Below are 17457 nucleotides of genomic sequence, written 5' to 3'. Positions count from 1 at the left end.
CACTGGCTAGGCTGGCGCCATGGACTTTCAGCTTCGCCAGGCCACACCCGAGGACGCCGAGGCGGTGGTGCTCATGCAGACACTGGCGCATGAGGAGTGCTACCCCCACCTGCTCTCACCCGGGTTCTTCCGCGGCCGCAGGGCCACCATCCCGGAACGGGTGGAGCGGCGCCGGCCTCACCTGGCTGTTCCGGATCCGCGGATTGTCGCCGTGGACGCCAACAACGAACTGGTGGGGTTTGCGGACGCCGGGCCGGGCCGCGACGACGACAGCCCCGTTGCCCTGGAGCTGTACTCGATCTACACCCTCCGCCGGACGTACGGAACGGGGCTTGGTGCCGCGCTTTTGCGTGCCGCCATCGGCGACGGCCCGGCCTACCTCTGGGTAGTGGAGGACAATCCGCGGGCGCTGGCCTTCTATGTGAAGCAGGGCTTCCGTCCCGACGGGAAGCGCAACACGCTGCCACCGGAGTGGGAGTCGCTGCCTGAATTCCGCTTGGTCCGGGGCGGCGCCCATCCCGCGGGCCGCGGCATGGGCTCGCCGGCATGAGTGACGGCCACACTGACATCGACTGGGACTCGGCACGCGCGAGCAACCTGGCCAACTGGGAGGACCGGGTCCCCCTGCACGAGGAGGCGTACGGCCTCGGTGCTTTGGACGATCCCGGGCACCTGACCAGCGTGGTCCGCACGGACCTGGCCGCCCTGGCACCCTTCCTCCCGGACGGCACGGTCTCAGGCCTGGATGTGTGCCACCTTCAGTGCCACATTGGAACGGACACGCTGTCCCTGGCCAGGGCAGGGGCCCGCGTCACCGGCGTTGACTTCTCTCCCGCCGCCCTGGCGTCTGCGGCCGCCCTGGCCGCGCGTCTTGGCCTGGACGCCACGTGGGTGGAGACGGACGTCCTCGAAGCCCGCGCCGCCGTCGCCGGCTCCTTCGACCTGGTGTACACAAGCATCGGCACCATCACCTGGCTGCCGGACCTGGACCGCTGGGCCGCCCAGGTTGCCGGGCTCCTCGGGCCGGGAGGAACGTTTTACATCCGGGACGGCCATCCCATTCTGTACGCCCTTGATGAGAATGCCGAGGGGCTGCAGCTCCGCTACCCGTACTTCGGCACCGGCCAGGCGCAGGTGTGGGACGACCCCACCACCTACGCGGGGGACGGCACGGTGGCGCATTCCCGGACCTATGAATGGGCGCACCCGCTGTCCGAAATCATGAACTCGCTCATAGGGGCCGGACTGCAGATTCTCCGCCTGGACGAGGGCAGGACCCTCCCGTGGAAGTTCTCTCCGCGCATGGTGGAAGTGCCGGACGGTTTTGCGTGGCCCGAGGCCGAGCGTGACCGTGTGCCCTGCACGTACACGGTCATCGCCCGGAAGCCGGGGGAGTTGCCTACTCCGTAACTGCCACGGGAGCCGGCTCACCGGTGCGGGAGGCGGGAGTGCTGCGGCGGCGCCAGTAGGCGGCCAGGACCGCGCCGGACACGTTGTGCCACACGGAGAAGATGGCGCCGGGCAGGGCCGACTCGGGGGTCAGGTACTGCCGGGCCAGGCCCGCCGCAAGGCCGGAGTTCTGCATGCCCACTTCAACGGCGGTGGTGCGCCGGGACGGAACAGGCAGCTTGAACAGGCGGGCGGCGCCGTAGCCCAGGGCATAGCCCAGGCCGTTGTGCAGGATCACGGCCACAAGGACCAGCAGCCCGGCAGCGAAGATGGCCTTCGCACTGGCGGAAACCACTGCAACCACCACGGCCGTGATGGCCAGGACCGAAATCCAGGGAAGGGCCGGCAGGGCCTTGGTGACCAGGCGCGGCAGGAAGAGCCGGATGACAAGCCCCAGCAGCACGGGGAACAGCACGATCTGGACAATCGACAACGCCATGGACCCGGCGTCCACCGGCATGTACTGGCCGGCCAGCCACAGGGCCAGGACGGGCGTCAGCAGGGGAGCGAGCAGCGTGGACACGGTGGTCATTGCCACGGAGAGCGCGACGTCGCCCCGGGCCAGGTACGAGACCACGTTGGAGGCTGTCCCGCCGGGGCAGCAGCCCACCAGGATGACGCCGGCGGCCAGCGCGGGCGGCAGGCCCAGTGCCGCCGCGATCACCCAGCCCAGCAGCGGCATGATGGCGTACTGCGCCACCACGCCGATCACCACGGGGATGGGCCGTTTGGCGATGACGGCGAAATCAGGGGGAGTGAGGGTCAGCCCCATGCCGAACATGATGACCCCCAGCAGGGGGTTGATCCAGGGTGCGAGCCCGGTGAAGGCGGTGGGGGTGGCAAGCGCCACGGCACCTCCGGCCAGGATCAGCAGGGGGAAGAGGGTGACGGCGATGCGGGCGCTGCGTTCTTCGGCGGCAGGGGCCGTCGTCGAAGATTTGGGTAAGGAAGACATACCTACCGGATTATCACAGCGGAGGCCGGGTTTTGGAATCAGGGGGACTTGATGACACGGCCCACCCGCCGGGCGGGTGGGCAGTCTGGCCGTGCGCCACGCAAATGCGCGGCGCACGGCCGGGTGTGTACCTAGCGCGGTGCGAGCTAGATGCGCGCGGATTCCTTCTCGCGCTCAGCCGGCTTGTAGGACTCCCAGAACGTGGCCCCGGTGATGCCGAGGGGACGGGGGTCGAAGACCGGGTCGAGGCCGAGCTTCTGCTGCCGCTCAAAGTCCTTGAGCGCCTTGAAAGCGGGCTTCTGCAGGACCAGGATGCCCACGATGTTCAGCCAGGCCATGAGGCCCACGCCGATGTCCCCCATAACCCAGGCGTCGGCGGCCGTGTTCACGCAGCCGTAGGCGGCAGCGACGAGGATCGCCACCTGCAGGGCGATGGTGGTCGCGCGGCCCAGGCTGGTGCGCAGGCCCGGAATCATCCTGCTGGACGAGTTGCCCAGGAGGAAGCGCAGGTTGGTCTCGGCCATGTAGTAGTACGCGATGACGGTGGTCAGGCAGAAGAAGACCAGCGTGATGGCGATGAACGCGGCGCCCACGCCGGGGAAGACCGAGTCGAATCCGGCCTGCACATACTGTGGCCCCACGACGGCGCTCGCCGACAGCAGGCCGCCCTCGGCAAGGACCTCACCGTCTTCGCTGCCGCCCGAGAAGACCCGGTAGGCGCCGGTGGAGAGGATCAGGAAGCCGGTGGCAGAGCAGACGAACAGCGTGTCGATGTACACCGCGAATGCCTGGACCAGGCCCTGCTTGGCCGGGTGGGACACCTCGGCGGCGGCAGCGGCGTGCGGGCCGGTGCCCTGGCCTGCCTCATTGGAGTAGACGCCGCGCTTGACGCCCCACATTACGGCCAGGCCGATGATGGCGCCGAGGGCCGAATCCATGCCAAAGGCGCTGCGGAACACCAGCGAGAGGATCTCCGGGAGCTGGGCCGCGTTGATGACCACGACAATCAGGGCGAGGATGATGTAGCCGGCGGCCATAAACGGCACCACGAACGCAGCAACGCTGGCTATGCGCTTCACGCCGCCCATGACCACGAGGGCCAGGAGGATGACGGAGCCAACGGCCACGGCCCAGGACGGGATGGTCCAGGCGCCGCTGATGGCGGTGGCCATGGAGTTGGTCTGGACACCGGGCATCAGAACGCCGCAGGCAAGGACGGTCACGGCGGCGAAGACGTAGCCGTAGACCTTGAAGAAGCCGGCGCCCTTGGTGTGGGCAAACGCGCGGGAGAAGTAGTAGGCCGGGCCGCCGCGGTACTCGCCGGTCAGCGGGTCGCGGGTCTTGTACATCTGGCCGAGGGTGGATTCGACGAAGGACGTGGACGCGCCCAGGAAGGCCACCGCCCACATCCAGAACAGGGCGCCGGGGCCGCCGAAGGCGATCGCGGTGGCGACGCCGGCGACGTTGCCGGTGCCGACGCGGCCGGACAGGGACATGGCCAGGGCCTGGAACGAGGAGACGCCGGAGGCCGACTTTTCGCCGTGAAGCAGCTGCTCGATCATTCCCTTGACGTGCCGGACCTGCAGGAAGCGTGTCCGGACCGAGAAGTAGACGCCGGTGGCGAGGCAGAGATAAACGAGCCAGTCGCTCCAGATCACGCTATTAATTGCTGACAAAACACCGCTCATAAGTGTGGGTTCCCTCCATGGAAGAGCGCGGGTGATGCGGTTCGGGGGTGCGCGCTGTCGGGTGGACGAAAGTGGCGCACGCCACACCAAAACCTGTGAAGTGTTGCACAAAGGAGCGTCGTCCGTCCATTTGACTAATTCCCAGGCTGCCGAACACGTCATATTGGCGAATTTGTGGTGGATGCTGCAATGTGCGCGAGACTTGGAGTCCGGCCCCGACGAAAGCAGTTGTTCCTTGATCACTCTCCAGCAGGACGCAGAAGGCTTCATCCGGATGAACCGGCACTACCCCGCCAGCGTCCGCATCCGGATCAATTTCCAGGACGGCAGCACCGGCGAGTACTCAGGCCAGGCCCTCAACAACGCCTACGATGCGGCCCTTGCGGAGTTCCGGGCGAAGAACAACCTCGACGCGCGCGGATACTCCAGGACGACTGCGGGCCGCTCGAACTCCGGCAACAGGATCGACTTTGTTCCGGTGCACCCCGGGATGGGCGCGGAGTAGGCGCTCCCGCGCTCAAGGCATGGCCCGCCCGCAGTGATTTTCCTAAAGATAAGACCGTGAGAGGCTATTTTGGTCATGACTTGTTTGGGGGAATCTTGATTTCAATAGTTGCGTCCATAGTTGCCATTGTCTTACCCGCGCTTCTCGTTGCAGTCGTCCTGTACTGGATTATTCGCTTGGGTGTAAAGCACGGCATGAGGTCCTATTACTCAGAGAAAATTCGCGAGTCTGAGACGATTTAGGAGGCTTTGCGGGTCATTGACACCCGACCCTGAATCTTCAGTTCGTTGTTCCAGCCGACCGGGTTGGAACAACGTTGCTTTCGCTGCCGTAGGCTGAGGCAACCGACATCTGCGGCACATATTTGGGGGTATTCAGAGTGCTATTCGAGGACCAGCTGGGGAACTTCCTGTTCATCGTATTTTGGTCAGTGATCCTGCTGGTGGCCGTCTATTGGGTCGTGAGGCGTGCAATAAGAGATGAATCTAGTCAACGCACCAAGAACGACTAGCTTCCCCTCAAAGCCGCCGCTTCGACCCCTCCGTCGTTGGGTCGGCTTAGCCGACGGCGGTCGTCGGAGGTGCTCCTGGGAGCCAACTCTGGTACCAATTCCGTTGCAGCCGGAGATGAATTATCACTCCGTTCTTTCCCTGACGGTTCTTGGTAGGTTGGAGAACAGTCATTTCTGGGGGAAATAATGAAAAGTCGGGTTTCTAAGACGGTGGCCATCGCTGCTGCACTACTGTTATTGCCTGCCTGCTCTGGCTACCAGGGAATTACGGCTGTCCACCGGGAAGTGGACGCGCGGGATAATCTGCCGGCCGACGTTCGGAACGCTAGCCCCGACCAGCCTTCCGATTTCAGGCTTCTGGTCGAGGACGCGGGAGTGAAGTACTTCGCGGCCGAAAGCGAAGACTTCACCAAGGCATGCATAGCCGTTTATCCCGTCGATGAGCCCGACCAGTGGAGCATCGGATGCAGCGACGGGATCACGAATGACCGGGAGATTGTGACGGTAGGCCACGTCGGCCAGCCGACAGCGAAATTGGTGACGACGGGCTTTGATACCCGCGCTCTTGAAGACAGTGGTTGGAAGAAGATCCACGACAATGTCCTCATCGGCGGAATGTAAAAACTGCTCAGTACGTCAGCGCGGGTTCTCCAGGGAAATGGTCTCCAGGTGCTCCGGGACGCGGACTTTCCAGCCGAGTTGGTGCTTGATGCGTGCCCGGAGGGCGTCAGAGGCGTCCGGTTCCCCGTGGGTGATGTACGTCATGGACGGCGCCTGGGGTGCAGCCTTCATCCATTCGATGATGCCGGTGGAATCAGCGTGCGCGGACAGTCCCTCCATCTGGATGACCTCGGCCTCGATCCTGACCTCCTGCCCGTAAATGCGCAGGTACTTCCCGCCCGCTGCCAGTGAGGCGCCCCTGGTTCCGCCCGCCTGGTAGCCGCTGAGGATGATGGCGTTCCGCCGGTCGGGCCCGTAGCTTGCCAGGTGGTGGAGGATCCTGCCGCCGGTGAGCATGCCGCTGGCCGAGATGATGATCATGGGCCCGCCGCGGAGGTTCAGCAGCTTGGACTCGTCCGGGCTGCGGACGGGGACAGCCACTTTGTACATCGCCTCGAATTCGCGGTCCTTGAGCCGGTGTTCCTCGCGGTGCCGCTGGTACATGCCGGACGCGTCGATGGCCATGGGGCTGTTCAGGTAGACAGGGATGGGCGGGATGGCGCCCTTCGCCAGGAGGCGGGAGAGGTGCAGCAGCACCGTTTCGGCCCGGCCCACCGCGAATGCTGCGATCATAATGACCCCCTGCCTCTTGGCCACCCGCGTGATGATCGCTCCTAGTTCCGCTTCCGGGTTTCCGGCCGGGTGTTCCCGGTTGCCGTAGGTGGATTCGGTGACCAGCACGTTGACCGGTTCCAGCGCCCGGGGCGGGTACATGAGGGGGTCGTTGGCGCGGCCAAGATCGCCGGTGAAGTGGACGGTGCGGCCGCCCAACCTGAGATGCACCTGTGCGGCGCCGAGGATATGGCCGGCCGGCAGGAAGGTTGCCTCGATGCCCCCGGGCAGCGGGAACGGTGCATCGAAGTCGCGGCTGATGAAACTGTCCAGCGACCGGACGGCGTCCGCTGCCGTGTAGAGGGGCGCGGGAGGGTGGTGCGAGGTGGATCCCGCGTGGTCTGCGTAGCGGGCCTCCTCTTCCTGGAGGTAGCCGCTGTCAGGCAGCAGCAGCTTGCACAGCTCCGTTGTGCCGGCAGTTGCGTACACGGGGCCGCGGAAACCGTCCCGCACCAGCGCAGGGATGTAGCCGGTGTGGTCCAGGTGCGCGTGGGTCAGGACAACGGCGTCGATGTTCGCGGGATTGACCGGGAAAGGCACACGGTTGCGGTCGCGGAGGCGTTTGTATCCCTGGAAGAGCCCGCAGTCCACCAGGACCTGCCGGCCCTGCGAGCGGACAAGGTAGCGGGAGCCCGTCACCGTGTCCGTCGCCCCCAGGAAACGCAGCGTCGGCGGATGCTGTTCCCTCATGCCCGCTCCTGGTGCTCGACGCTTACCGTACCGGCGTCGCCATCCACGGTGACCTGCTGCCCGGTGGCCAGCCGCTGCGTGGCCACGCCGGTGCCCAGTACGGCCGGGATGCCGTACTCGCGGGCCACGATGGAGCTGTGGCTCAGCGGGCCGCCCACGTCCGTCACTATCGCGGAGGCCATGGCGAACAGCGGCGTCCACGCGGGAGTGGTGATGCGGGCAACCAGGACATCTCCGGGCTCCATCCGGCCGAAGTCCCGTGGCCCGCTCAGGACGCGGGCCGGAGCGGTGACCCGCCCCGAACTGGCGCCCACACCCTTGATGACGTCGCCGCGCTGGCGCTGCGACGCCGCCGGCATCATGGACCCGAGGGCTTTCTCCATCCACCGGCGCTCCGGGAGCATCTGCGGGGCAGCCGCCCTCGCCTGGCCCCGCCACAGCATCCGGCGTTCCTCGACGGCGGCGTCCCGGACCGGGCGGTCCGCTCCGGTAATGGCGGCCCGCGCCCCGGGAGCGGCGAGGCCGAACTCGACGGCGGTCCGCAGCTCCTGGAAGCGCAGCCAAAACACGTCGGCGGGTTCGGCGATGACGCCGGAGGCCACCAGCCGGCGCCCGAGTTCCAGCAGCATCCGCCGCAGCAGCGGCCAGGCGAGCCCGACGTCGGCCAGCGCGTCCTCGCGGACCGGTGCGGTGTCCTGGGCCCACCGGAGCAGCCGGAGGAAGGCGGCGCGCCGGCGCGGCCCCAGCCGGGCGGCCACCTGTTCAGTGAGTTCCTCCCGGCGCTCGGTCAACAGCCGCTGCCGCTCATGCGGGTCGGTGCCCTGCCCCCGCAGGTAGAACTTCACCGTTGCCAGGAGGGTGGACGGATCATCCGCGGCCACCGGGGTGGCGAAGTCAAGGTTGTAGACCGCGTGGCCGTAGCGGTCCAGGTGCTCCCGGAAGGTGAAACGCCACTCCTGCCACAGGGCATCGTCCACCCCGGCGGGCGGCGAACCGGTTCGCTGGCACTCGGCGAGCTCCGCCGTCGGCCGTTCCAGCAGCACCTCTGTCAGGCCGGGATCGCTGAGGGCCCAGGCGGCCAGGTCCCACAGCGACTTCTCCGCCTGGATGGGTTGGCTGTCGTAGCCCAGGAGGAATGTCTGGGCGGGGGGATCCCCGGCGCGACGGACCAGCTTGTCGTAAAAGGTGCGGAACGCCAGTTCGCTGCTGGTGGCCAGCGGAATGATGGACTGCACGGCCGTGTAGTACACGGTGCCGGCGTCAAGCAGCGCCTGCGCGCCCGCCAGCAGCTCTTCGCCGGTGAGCTCCGCCAGGGGCTTCGCCTGCCGGTCCTTGATGGCCTGTTCGTAGCGGGGGTGCGAGAACTCCCGCCACCCGGCGATCCCCATGTGGGCCTTGCCGCGGGCCAGCGCACCCAAAGCCGTCGGCAGCTTGCCCATCATCCGCCACATGCCCGAGCTGCGGTAATAGTAGTAGGCGTAGCCGTTGACGGTGGGCAGCCCCACGTCGCCGTCACGGATGACGTTCCTGCCCAGCGCCTCCGCCATCAGGGCCTGCAGCGACTTTGCTACGGAGCCGTCCACCAGGTCCGCGAACAGCGGCGTGAGGGGATCGGGCAGTTGTTCCACGATGCTGGCGCGGAAGTAGAGGCCGTTCGGATACGGCACGGGCCAGGATTCCGGAGTGTCGGCCGTTGGCTCGGGCAGCGCCGTGATGGGCCGGGACTGCAGGATGAAGAACCTGCCGCCGGCCCGCGCCCACTCAATGTCCTGCGGCGCACCGAAGTGCGCGGCGGCCCGCTGGCCGTGGCCGGCAAGTTCCGCGGCCTCCCGGTCATCAAGCACGGGTTCACGACGGCGGGCTGCCGCCACCGGCTGCTCCCGGGTGCCGTTTTCCGCGTACACGGTCATGACATCCTTGCTGGCTGTCCGCCGCGACACCACGGCGCCGGTCCCGGCGTCCACCACCACGTCATCGGTGGTGACCGCCCCGCTGACCACCGCTTCGCCCAGGCCCCACGCCGCGCTGACCACCGTCTGGTCCCGCCGGCCGTTGGCGGGGTTGGCGGTGAACATGACCCCGGCGGCCTCGGCCTCCACCATCTGCTGGATGACGACGGCGAGGCGCACCTGGCCGGGGTCCACTCCTTCGCGGGCACGGTAGGACATGGCGCGCGCCGTCCAGAGGGAGGCCCAGCTATCAATCACCGCAGTGGAGAGCTCCACCATGCCGCGGACGTTCAGGAAGGTTTCCTGCTGCCCGGCGAAACTGGCGGTGGCGAGGTCCTCGGCCGTGGCGGAGGAGCGGACTGCCACGGGCGTTCCACTGCCGAGGCGCCCGTACGCGGCGCCGAGTTCGGCGGCAATCCCGGCGGGCATGGTGCCGGTTTTGAATAGGTCGCTGATCCGCCGGGAGGCATCCGCGTAGGCCTGCGGCTCCGCCTGCGGTGGCAGCGCGGCGAGGTCCTGGATGCCCGCCGCGAGGTTGTTTTCCTCGACGAAATGCGAGTAGGCGGCGGTGGTCAGGACGAACCCGGGCGGTACCGGCAGCCCGGCCAGGATGAGGCCGCCCAGCCCCACGGCCTTGCCGCCCGCCGCGGCAATATCGCCGGGTCCCACATCGCTGAGGTCCTTGATATAGCTCATGGCCGCGCGTCCTTGCTGCCCGGCTGGGGGCGCCTGGGGGTGAACCTGATGCTCACATACTGGCACTGCCGCGGGCGGCCCGCCATGGGTCCAAAGTCAGGTGCCGCCGTCGTAATTTACGACGACGGCACGCGGCTTTGCGGACAGGCCCGCAACCGTTCGCCGCGCATTCCCTACCGTTCGGCGCACAAAAGATACGTTTGCTTAGTATCTGCACCATGATTGCCGGAGGCCGCGGCGGCATAAGAGGGACTTTCGCCTCTGGAGGGGTGTGCGTTGCGGCAGCCACAGGACACTGACGTCTTTGACGAGCAAGGGAGCACCATGGGCTGGCTGGACCGAGAACGAACCGTTGCCCCGCCGGGATTCAACCGCTGGCTGGTGCCGCCCGCGGCGCTCGCCGTCCATCTGTGCATCGGCCAGGCCTACGCCACGAGCGTGTACAAGACGGCGCTGGTCAAGCATTTCGGTGCCAGCCTGACCGAGATCGGCGTGATCTTCTCCATCGCCATCGTGATGCTGGGCCTGTCCGCCGCCATCATGGGCACCTGGGTGGACCGGAACGGCCCGCGCAAGGCCATGTTCACCTCCGCCATGTTCTGGGCGGGCGGCTTCCTGATCGGATCGCTCGGCATCTTCACGCAGCAGCTGTGGCTCGTGTACCTCGGCTACGGCGTGGTGGGCGGGATCGGGCTGGGCATCGGCTACATCTCGCCGGTATCCACCCTGATCAAGTGGTTCCCGGACCGGCCGGGCCTGGCCACGGGCATGGCCATCATGGGCTTCGGGGGCGGCGCGCTGATCGCCAGCCCCGTGTCCACGGCGCTGCTCAAAATGTACGATCCCAACTCCGGCGCCAAGGACTGGGTGGCCAGCGGCGATGCCGTGGGCAGGCTCTTCCTGACGCTCGCCGTCGTCTACCTCGCGTACATGCTGTTCGGCGCCTTCACCATCAAGGTCCCCGCGGACGGCTGGAAGCCGGCCGGGTTTGATCCCAGTAAGGTCAAGGCCGCCAAGCTGGTCACCACGGAGAACGTGTCGGCCAAGAACGCCGTGAAGACCAGGCAGTTCTGGCTGGTGTGGATCGCGCTGTTCTGCAACGTGACCGCGGGCATCGGCATCCTGGAGCAGGCCGCGCCGATGATCCAGGACTTCTTCCGCCAGTCCGACGGCGTCTCCCTGGTGAGTGCCGCCGTCGCCGCGGGCTTCGTGGGGCTTCTCTCAATCGGCAACATGGCCGGACGCTTCGCCTGGTCCGCCACCTCGGACGTCACCGGCCGCAAGCGCATCTACATGGTGTACCTGGGCGTCGGCGCCGTGCTCTACACGGTGCTGGCGCTGGCCGGCTCCACCACCACGGTGCTCTATGTGGCGCTGGCGTTCGTCATCATTTCCTTCTACGGCGGCGGTTTCGCCACCGTCCCGGCCTACCTGCGGGACCTCTTTGGGACCTACCAGGTGGGCGCCATCCACGGCCGGCTGCTCACCGCCTGGTCCGCAGCTGGGGTAGCCGGGCCGCTGATCGTCAACGCGTTCCTGGACGCCCAGGGCAAGCCCGGGCAGCTGAACGCCGTGTCCTACCAGCCGGCGCTGCTGACCATGGTGGTGCTGCTGGTGATCGGATTCCTGGCCAACCTGATGGTCAAACCGGTGGATGCACGATTCCACGAACCCCGCCCGGACCGCGGACGGGCACACGAACCTGCCATGGAGGCCTGAGATGAGCACCGCACACACCACCGGCGCGCAGGCGCCCGCCAAAGTATCCACCGGCAAGCTCGCCGTCGCCTGGGCGCTGGTGGGAGTTCCGCTGGCGTACGGGATCTACCAGACCCTGACCCGGGTGGCGGCGCTGTTCGGGTAGCCTCACCAGGTCACGGTTCCGGCGGCACCGTCCACTGTGACGTTCTGGCCGTCGCGCAGCCGCGTGGTGGCATCGGCAACGCCCACTACCGCGGGGATGCCGTATTCGCGGGCCACCACGGCCCCGTGCGAGACGACGCCGCCCATCTCCATGACCAACGCCCCCGCGGTCATGAAGAGCGGCGTCCAGCCGGGGTCCGTGGAGGGTGCCACCAGGATTTCCCCGGGTTCCAGGCGGGCACCGACGGGGTCCATGATTACCCTGGCTTTTCCGGTTGCAGTGCCTGCCGACGCCGGCGTCCCCGTCAGCCGGTCGTCCGCAGCCTGTTGGGGCAGGGCGGCGGCCGCCGCCATCATCTCAGCCTCCACGTCCGTGCCGTCTGAGAGCAGGAGGCGCGGAATGCGCCGGCGCCGCAGCTCGACGTCGTACAGCCTGCGACGGCGGGCGACGATTCCCTTAAGGTCCGCTCCGCGAAGGCCCACCCGCAGTTCGTCAAAGTCCAGGAAGAACACGTCACCGGCGTCGCCGATGGTTCCGTTCCCTGCCAGTTCGGTGCCCACCTCCCTCAGCTGCCGGTGCATCTCCGCCATCACCAGCACGATGCAGAACTTCGGCAGCTCCCGCAGGCCGGAAAGCTGCCGCGTCCGGCGCAGGCAGAGCGCCACCAGGCGTCCCCGCAACCGGCTCTTTGCCCCGGCGCGCTCCACCAGTTCGCTAATCCGGGTTTCGGCGTGTTCGGCCGCCCTGGTGAACTGGCGGTCCGGGGCTTGTTCGGGATCCTCCACGCGAAGATAGTTGGCGATCATTCCCAGGATGTGCTCCGGCTTTTCGGACCATCTGGGCATTCCCAGGTCGATCTCCGCCACGGCCCGGTGGCCGTACTGTGACAGGAACTCCTGTATCCCGGACTGGGCAGGGGCGGGCAGCGTACCCGCCCTGTAGCGGTCAGCCAGCTCGCCCGGCGTCAGCTCAGTGAACGCCCGGCGGGACTCGGGATCAGCGCCAAGGGACACCGCCAGGTGCCACAGCTCCAGGTCCATGATGGTGGTCACGTTGCGGGGAAGCCCGCGAAGCACGGCCTCCAGCTCACGCGGCTCGGCAATTCCACGCAACAGCCTGCGGGCCACAGCAAGCATCAGGTACCCCACGGACGGTGCCGGCAGCGTGGCCTGGATCAACCCGTTGATGGACGTGGCCAGGATGTCCTCGGTGTGCTGGAGACGCCTGGCGGCAGTGGCCGGCAGGGGGAGGGCCAGCCGGGCCGCCAGGCGGTCCTGGTACCGCCGTGCCCGCCGCAGTTCGCGGTCCGGCCACAGCAGGGCGCGGACCATGCCGGGAATGATCCCCAGGAAGACGCCCAGGCTCTGGGTGCCTTGCGCGCCTTTGGCTTGTGTCCGTGCCGGGGCGGTGTTGGCCTTTGATTTTCTGCGCGGAGGCCGGGCAGCGCTGAACCGCGGATCCTCCAGGAGCGCAGGGAGGATGGCGGCCGACCGTCCGTCCGCGAGCGGCAGCATCCTGGCCATCAGGTCGCGACCGGATTTGTTGCGGAGGATCGGCGTCAGGTCCACGTACATCCGCAGGCCCGGGTTCACGGTTTTCCACGGCCCGTTGTTGTTGCCGCGCATGAGGGCCAGCACATGGAGGCCCATCGGCGTGATGGGGCGGGTGAGGCCCTGCATCAGTGTTCCGCACAGGTACACCCGGGCATCGGTGCCGGCGATCGCGCTGGCAGTGCCGTCCGTGCCGGCCTGCCCGGTGAACGGGTCGTCCTCAGGCAGTGGGTACAGCGTGGTGATGGGGCGGGACTGGGTCAGCCAGGCCTTGCCGGCGCCATCGACCACCCATTCCACATCCTGGGGCGCGCCGAACAGCCGCTGGGCATCGTCACCGAGGGAGGTGAGTTCGCGGAGCTGTGCGTCCGCCAGGCTGGGCGGCGTGTCCTGTGGCTGCTGCAGGATCCGGCCCGAGGCCGTCTCCACCACGAAGTGGTCCGGGTTCACGGCACCGGAGACCACCTGCTGTCCCGGCCCGGCGCTGGCGTCGATGACCGTCTGCGTCCGGGTGCCGGTCACGGGGTTGGCGGTGAACAGCACGCCGGCCGTGGCGGCGTCCACCATGCGTTGTATCACGACGGCGAGGCCCACCTCGCGGTGGCTGATCCCGTTCGTGGTGCGGTACGCCACAGCACGGTCCGTCCAGAGGGAGGCCCAGCAGCGCCGGACCGCCTGGACGACGGCGTCGGCCCCGACCACGTCCATGAAGGAGTCCTGCTGCCCGGCGAAGCTGGCGAAGGGCAGGTCCTCGGCGGTCGCGGACGAGCGCACCGCCACCGGCCCGCCGCCCATGGCGGCGTAGGCCTCGCGGATGGCGGCCTCGACGTCGGGCGGGACAGGTGCTGCCAGCACCGCCTCACGGGCCTGCCGCGCGAGGCCGTCCCGGTCGTCGTCCTCAAGTCCGCTGCCGCCGTCGGACGTTTCCGTCCCTTCGCTTCCGACGCCGTCAAGCCGGGCGGCGATGGTGTCCAGGCCGGTGGGCGCGGCCTTCCGGTAGGCCGCCGTCGTCAGGCAGAAGCCCGGCGGAACCTGGAAGCCTGCGGCAACAAGCCGGCCCAGGTTGAGGGCCTTGCCGCCCGCCGCGGCCAGCGACGCTGATGCCAGCCGGCTGAGGTCAACCACCAGGTCCGCGCCGGCGCCTGTACTTCCTGAAGCCATGGCCTGCTCCTAGCCGTTGCCCGCACCGTCTCCGGTGTCCTCCCACATCACGTCAAGGTTGTGGAAAATCACGGGCCCGTCGCACAGCTTCGCCATGGTGGCCGCGAACTCGGACGTTTCCGGCCTGCCGGAATTCTCCATGGCCGAGTCAAAGGAATCGAATTCGACGATGGTGAAATAGGTCCCCGGATGGTCCCTGTCCGCTGTGGCAATGATGCTGCGGAACGTGGCCGGAGTGCTTCCCCCGGCCCGTGAGGGGCGGCCCAGCTCCTCGATTTCCGTGATGCGGGAGGTCCTGAATTCGATGATCTGCACAAACCCGGGCATAACGGCTCCTCGACGGCGGTGGACGCTGATGCGGATCAGGCTAGTCCGGGGAGCGGCCCGTGCACAGGGGAGAAGTGCCCTACTTTGGGGAACTACGTGGTCAGCTCGGCGGCGGCGAAGGACACGGCGAAGCGGGCGCACCAGATGCTGACCGACGTGTAGTCGCCCAGTACCGTGGCGGCCGGAATCTCGTAGTTTTGATCGCCCTTGTTGGCTTTGAGTGCACCCAGGTCCAGGTAGGCGCCGTCGTCGAAGACGTGCCAGCCTGCCACTCCCTCAAGGACCGGGGCGTCGCTCAGCCACACCTTCAGGTCCGGCCCGTCAGAGGTGTCAAGGCCTTCGAGCCGGAGGATCCGGCTGCCGTCCGCGAGCTCAAGGATCCGGACCGTTCCCGAGCTGGCATGTTCGTGGCTGATGAGCTGTCCCGCTGCGAGTTCCCGGGGAGACGCGGGCGCGGCTGGCTCGCTGGGTGTGGCTGACGCAGGGGGCGCGCTTGGCTCCGCCGTTGATTCCTGCGACGGGATTGCGAGCGGGGCAGCGGCCGGGATGTCCTCGGTCACGGTGGAGCTGGTGAAGATCCGCCAGGGCTGGAACAGGTAGAGCCCCACAGCCAGTGCAATTGCAGCCACTAACAATCCTGCCGAGATGGCAGCGCGTTTTCCCATATCACCTCAACGAGCGGACCGATCCGGCCGTTCCTCGGCGGGCCCGATCCTCCACAGGGCCACCGCGAGAACCGCCACCCACAGCAGGAACGCCCCGATGCTGATGCGCTCACCGATGCCCAGCACCAGGTTCGGCCCGGGAGCTGCCATGAACGCCACCATGCCCATGAGCGCGGAGGCGGCGAGCGAGAGGATCGAATACCACCGCATCCGGCCGTGGAACCCCGCCGCCACGAAGCACATCGCGGCCACCATCAGTGCGAGCTGGATGTTCGTGGCGAAGATATGCATGGGAATGGACGCATCGTCTCCCAGCGTCAGCGGGTACAGGGCGCCCATGATGTTCCACAGCCCGTACGCGATGAGCAGGCCGCCGGCGATGCGCAGCGCGCGGTTCCCGTGCACGGAGTTCCACACGCCCACACCGAAAGCGGTGACCAGGGCTGTGTAGAGCCACGTGAAGGGGACCAGGACATCCCGGCCGGGGGAGCCGACGGCGAACAGTTCGCTCACCATCTGCTCGGTGGAGCGGTACCCGTCCCACCGGGATGCCGCCAGCCCGTCCGTGGCAACCACGTAGAGCAGGGAAGACAGCGGCCCGGCAGCCAGGAAGACCTTCCGGACGGCGTTCCGCCGCGGGCTCCCGGTTCGTGCGGCCGGGGTGCGTTGGGGGTGGCGCCCTTTGGCGATTGGCATTCTGGAACGTTCCTCAGAGCCCGCGGGCTGGTAGGGGTTTGGGGCAGGATCTGCGGGCGCTGGGCCCTGATGCCTGCTTGTTTCAGCGTGTGCCGGCTTGCGGGATGCGGGTAGGGCCGAACGGCCTTGCCCGCCCGGTCAGTCGATGGCCTCGATGCCCTGCCCCTTCAGTTCCTCCAGGTGGCCGAGCATGTGCTGCAGCGCCTCGGGGGAGTGCGGCTGCCACTCCGGAACCTCACCGAGCACGCGGAGGGGTTCGCGGGTGCGGTAGGACCGGGTGGGGTTGCCGGGGAACTTCTTGTCGGTCAGGTTGGGGTCGTCCTGGAACGGCCCGGTGGGCTCCACCCGGTAGATCCTGCCGGGCCCCTCGCCCGCGCTGAGTTCGGCGCCCCAGGTGGCGGCGTCCAGGGTGGCGGTGAAATAGATGTGGTTCGCGGCGTTCCGTCCCCCGTAGTTGGAGCGGTACCCGGGAACCAGCAGGTCCCCGGGCCTCACGTCGGCCTTGGTGCCGTGATAGAAGGGCCCGGAGTCGTTGGGGCCGGCCGGGGTCTTTTCCAGTGCGCGCAGGAACGACTTGGTATCCGCGGCCACCCGGTCCGGGCACTCCCACAAGATCAGGTGCCCGGCGTCAGGGTAGACCCTCAGTAGGGCACCCGGGATCCGCGAGGCCAGGACCTCCTGGTCCTGCAGCGGCAGCAGGTCATCCTGGCCGCCGTAGATGATCAGCGTGGGCGTCCGGATGGTGCCGGCTTCGGTGGGCGGGGCGGCTGCAGTCAGGCCGGCGAGAATCTTCTGCCAGGCGTGGGCAGGCATCCGGACGCCGTCGCGCACCCGGTCCTCCAGGTACCAGTCCGGAACAGGCTGGTGCAGGGTGAACCAGGAGAGCGACGCCCGGACCCAGTCTTCATCGAGGGGATCGGCCAGCCGGTCCACCTCCTCGGCGAAGGCAGGACGTCCCTTAAGGCTCAGCGGTGACCCCACCAGGACCAGCGCCGCCACCCGACGGGGATGCGATGCAGCGAGCTGCTGGGCCACGTAACCGCCGCTGGAGGAACCGAGGACGAACGCCGTCGTCACTCCCATTGCGTCCAGGATGGCCGCCGCGTCCTCCGCCTGTTCCGCCAGGGAGTAGCCGTCCTCCGGTTTGTCCGCCTCGCCTTGGCCGCGGAGGTCCGGTGCGTAGACCCGGAAGCCGGCCACTCCGGGTAACAGGCGGTCGAAGCAGCGGCTCGATTCGCCCCACGCGTGCAGCAGGAGGAACGGTTTCGCGTCTGCGTCGCCCTGGATCAGGCACGGCACCGTGATGCCGGTGCGCAGGGGTAGGTTCCGGACCTCGGATTCCATGGCTTCAGGGTACGCCGGGTTCTTGAAGGGGAGTACGACGGCGGCACGCCGTTTGGGTGCGCCGGCTTCAGAACC

General features: G+C 67.8%; 15 protein-coding genes and 1 pseudogene. 6 read left to right on the top strand and 10 right to left on the bottom strand.

Going from position 1 to position 17457, the window contains the following annotated elements; genetic code table 11:
• The first annotated feature begins 19 nt into the window (after positions 1-19).
• Together WHH00_RS13995 and WHH00_RS13990 are read left to right on the top strand one after the other, a co-directional pair.
• Entirely contained in the window at positions 20-550 is a 531-nt protein-coding gene (locus tag WHH00_RS13995) for a GNAT family N-acetyltransferase (RefSeq protein WP_400579882.1), read from the top strand.
• Complete coding sequence (locus tag WHH00_RS13990) at positions 547-1410, top strand: class I SAM-dependent methyltransferase (protein WP_400579880.1); 864 nt, start codon at positions 547-549, stop codon at positions 1408-1410. The genes WHH00_RS13995 and WHH00_RS13990 overlap by 4 nt, the downstream gene beginning before the upstream one ends.
• Here WHH00_RS13990 and WHH00_RS13985 read toward each other — a convergent pair.
• Together WHH00_RS13985 and WHH00_RS13980 are read right to left on the bottom strand one after the other, a co-directional pair.
• The gene (locus tag WHH00_RS13985) at positions 1400-2404 is read right to left on the bottom strand and encodes a bile acid:sodium symporter family protein (RefSeq protein ID WP_406633668.1); all 1005 of its coding nucleotides are present in this window, start codon (positions 2402-2404) and stop codon (positions 1400-1402) included. The two genes, WHH00_RS13990 and WHH00_RS13985, sit on opposite strands and share 11 nt — an antisense overlap.
• 146 nt (positions 2405-2550) lie before the next feature.
• The gene (locus WHH00_RS13980; protein ID WP_406633666.1) at positions 2551-4092 is read right to left on the bottom strand and encodes an alanine/glycine:cation symporter family protein; all 1542 of its coding nucleotides are present in this window, start codon (positions 4090-4092) and stop codon (positions 2551-2553) included.
• Positions 4093-4327: 235 nt separating this feature from the next.
• On the opposite strand from WHH00_RS13980, the gene WHH00_RS13975 reads away from it, so the two are divergent.
• Positions 4328-4597, top strand: coding sequence for a hypothetical protein (locus WHH00_RS13975; RefSeq protein WP_350003858.1), 270 nt, complete (start codon positions 4328-4330; stop codon positions 4595-4597).
• 721 nt (positions 4598-5318) lie between these two features.
• Positions 5319-5729: a hypothetical protein gene (locus WHH00_RS13970; RefSeq protein WP_406633664.1), complete on the top strand. Its 411-nt coding sequence runs from the start codon at positions 5319-5321 to the stop codon at positions 5727-5729.
• A 15-nt stretch (positions 5730-5744) separates the two neighbouring features.
• On the opposite strand, the gene WHH00_RS13965 is transcribed toward WHH00_RS13970, so the two are convergent.
• Entirely contained in the window at positions 5745-7130 is a 1386-nt protein-coding gene (locus WHH00_RS13965; protein WP_406633662.1) for an MBL fold metallo-hydrolase RNA specificity domain-containing protein, read from the bottom strand.
• A complete protein-coding gene (locus tag WHH00_RS13960) occupies positions 7127-9775 on the bottom strand; it encodes a PEP/pyruvate-binding domain-containing protein (RefSeq protein WP_406633659.1) in 2649 nt (882 codons plus the stop codon). The genes WHH00_RS13965 and WHH00_RS13960 overlap by 4 nt, the downstream gene beginning before the upstream one ends.
• Positions 9776-10099: 324 nt before the next feature.
• On the opposite strand from WHH00_RS13960, the gene WHH00_RS13955 reads away from it, so the two are divergent.
• Together WHH00_RS13955 and WHH00_RS13950 are read left to right on the top strand one after the other, a co-directional pair.
• Entirely contained in the window at positions 10100-11494 is a 1395-nt protein-coding gene (locus WHH00_RS13955; RefSeq protein ID WP_406638614.1) for an OFA family MFS transporter, read from the top strand.
• Between the two features lies 1 nt (position 11495).
• Complete coding sequence (locus WHH00_RS13950; protein ID WP_191035177.1) at positions 11496-11639, top strand: hypothetical protein; 144 nt, start codon at positions 11496-11498, stop codon at positions 11637-11639.
• Positions 11640-11641: 2 nt separating this feature from the next.
• On the opposite strand, the gene WHH00_RS13945 is transcribed toward WHH00_RS13950, so the two are convergent.
• The 6 genes and pseudogenes from WHH00_RS13945 to WHH00_RS13920 all read right to left on the bottom strand — a co-directional run.
• Entirely contained in the window at positions 11642-14350 is a 2709-nt protein-coding gene (locus tag WHH00_RS13945) for a PEP/pyruvate-binding domain-containing protein (protein ID WP_406633657.1), read from the bottom strand.
• Positions 14351-14359: 9 nt separating this feature from the next.
• Positions 14360-14677, bottom strand: coding sequence for a hypothetical protein (locus tag WHH00_RS13940; RefSeq protein WP_406633655.1), 318 nt, complete (start codon positions 14675-14677; stop codon positions 14360-14362).
• Positions 14678-14769: 92 nt separating this feature from the next.
• Positions 14770-15306, bottom strand: coding sequence for a DM13 domain-containing protein (locus WHH00_RS13935; RefSeq protein ID WP_406633653.1), 537 nt, complete (start codon positions 15304-15306; stop codon positions 14770-14772).
• Between the two features lie 42 nt (positions 15307-15348).
• Positions 15349-16038 carry a DUF998 domain-containing protein gene (locus tag WHH00_RS13930; RefSeq protein WP_406633651.1) on the bottom strand — a complete coding sequence of 230 codons (690 nt, stop codon included), beginning with the start codon at positions 16036-16038 and terminating at the stop codon, positions 15349-15351.
• A gap of 138 nt (positions 16039-16176) precedes the next feature.
• On the bottom strand, positions 16177-16605 hold the full coding sequence (gene arr, locus WHH00_RS13925) for an NAD(+)--rifampin ADP-ribosyltransferase (protein WP_406638612.1): 429 nt from the start codon (positions 16603-16605) through the stop codon (positions 16177-16179).
• Positions 16606-16632: 27 nt separating this feature from the next.
• Positions 16633-17382, bottom strand: a pseudogene (locus tag WHH00_RS13920) (alpha/beta fold hydrolase); the annotation flags it as partial.
• Positions 17383-17457 lie beyond the last annotated feature (75 nt).

This window comes from Pseudarthrobacter quantipunctorum, assembly GCF_045291495.1.
GTDB lineage: Bacteria > Actinomycetota > Actinomycetes > Actinomycetales > Micrococcaceae > Arthrobacter > Arthrobacter quantipunctorum.
The sequence above is the reverse complement of the archived record's forward strand: the minus strand, read 5'-3'. Positions and strand labels throughout refer to the sequence as shown.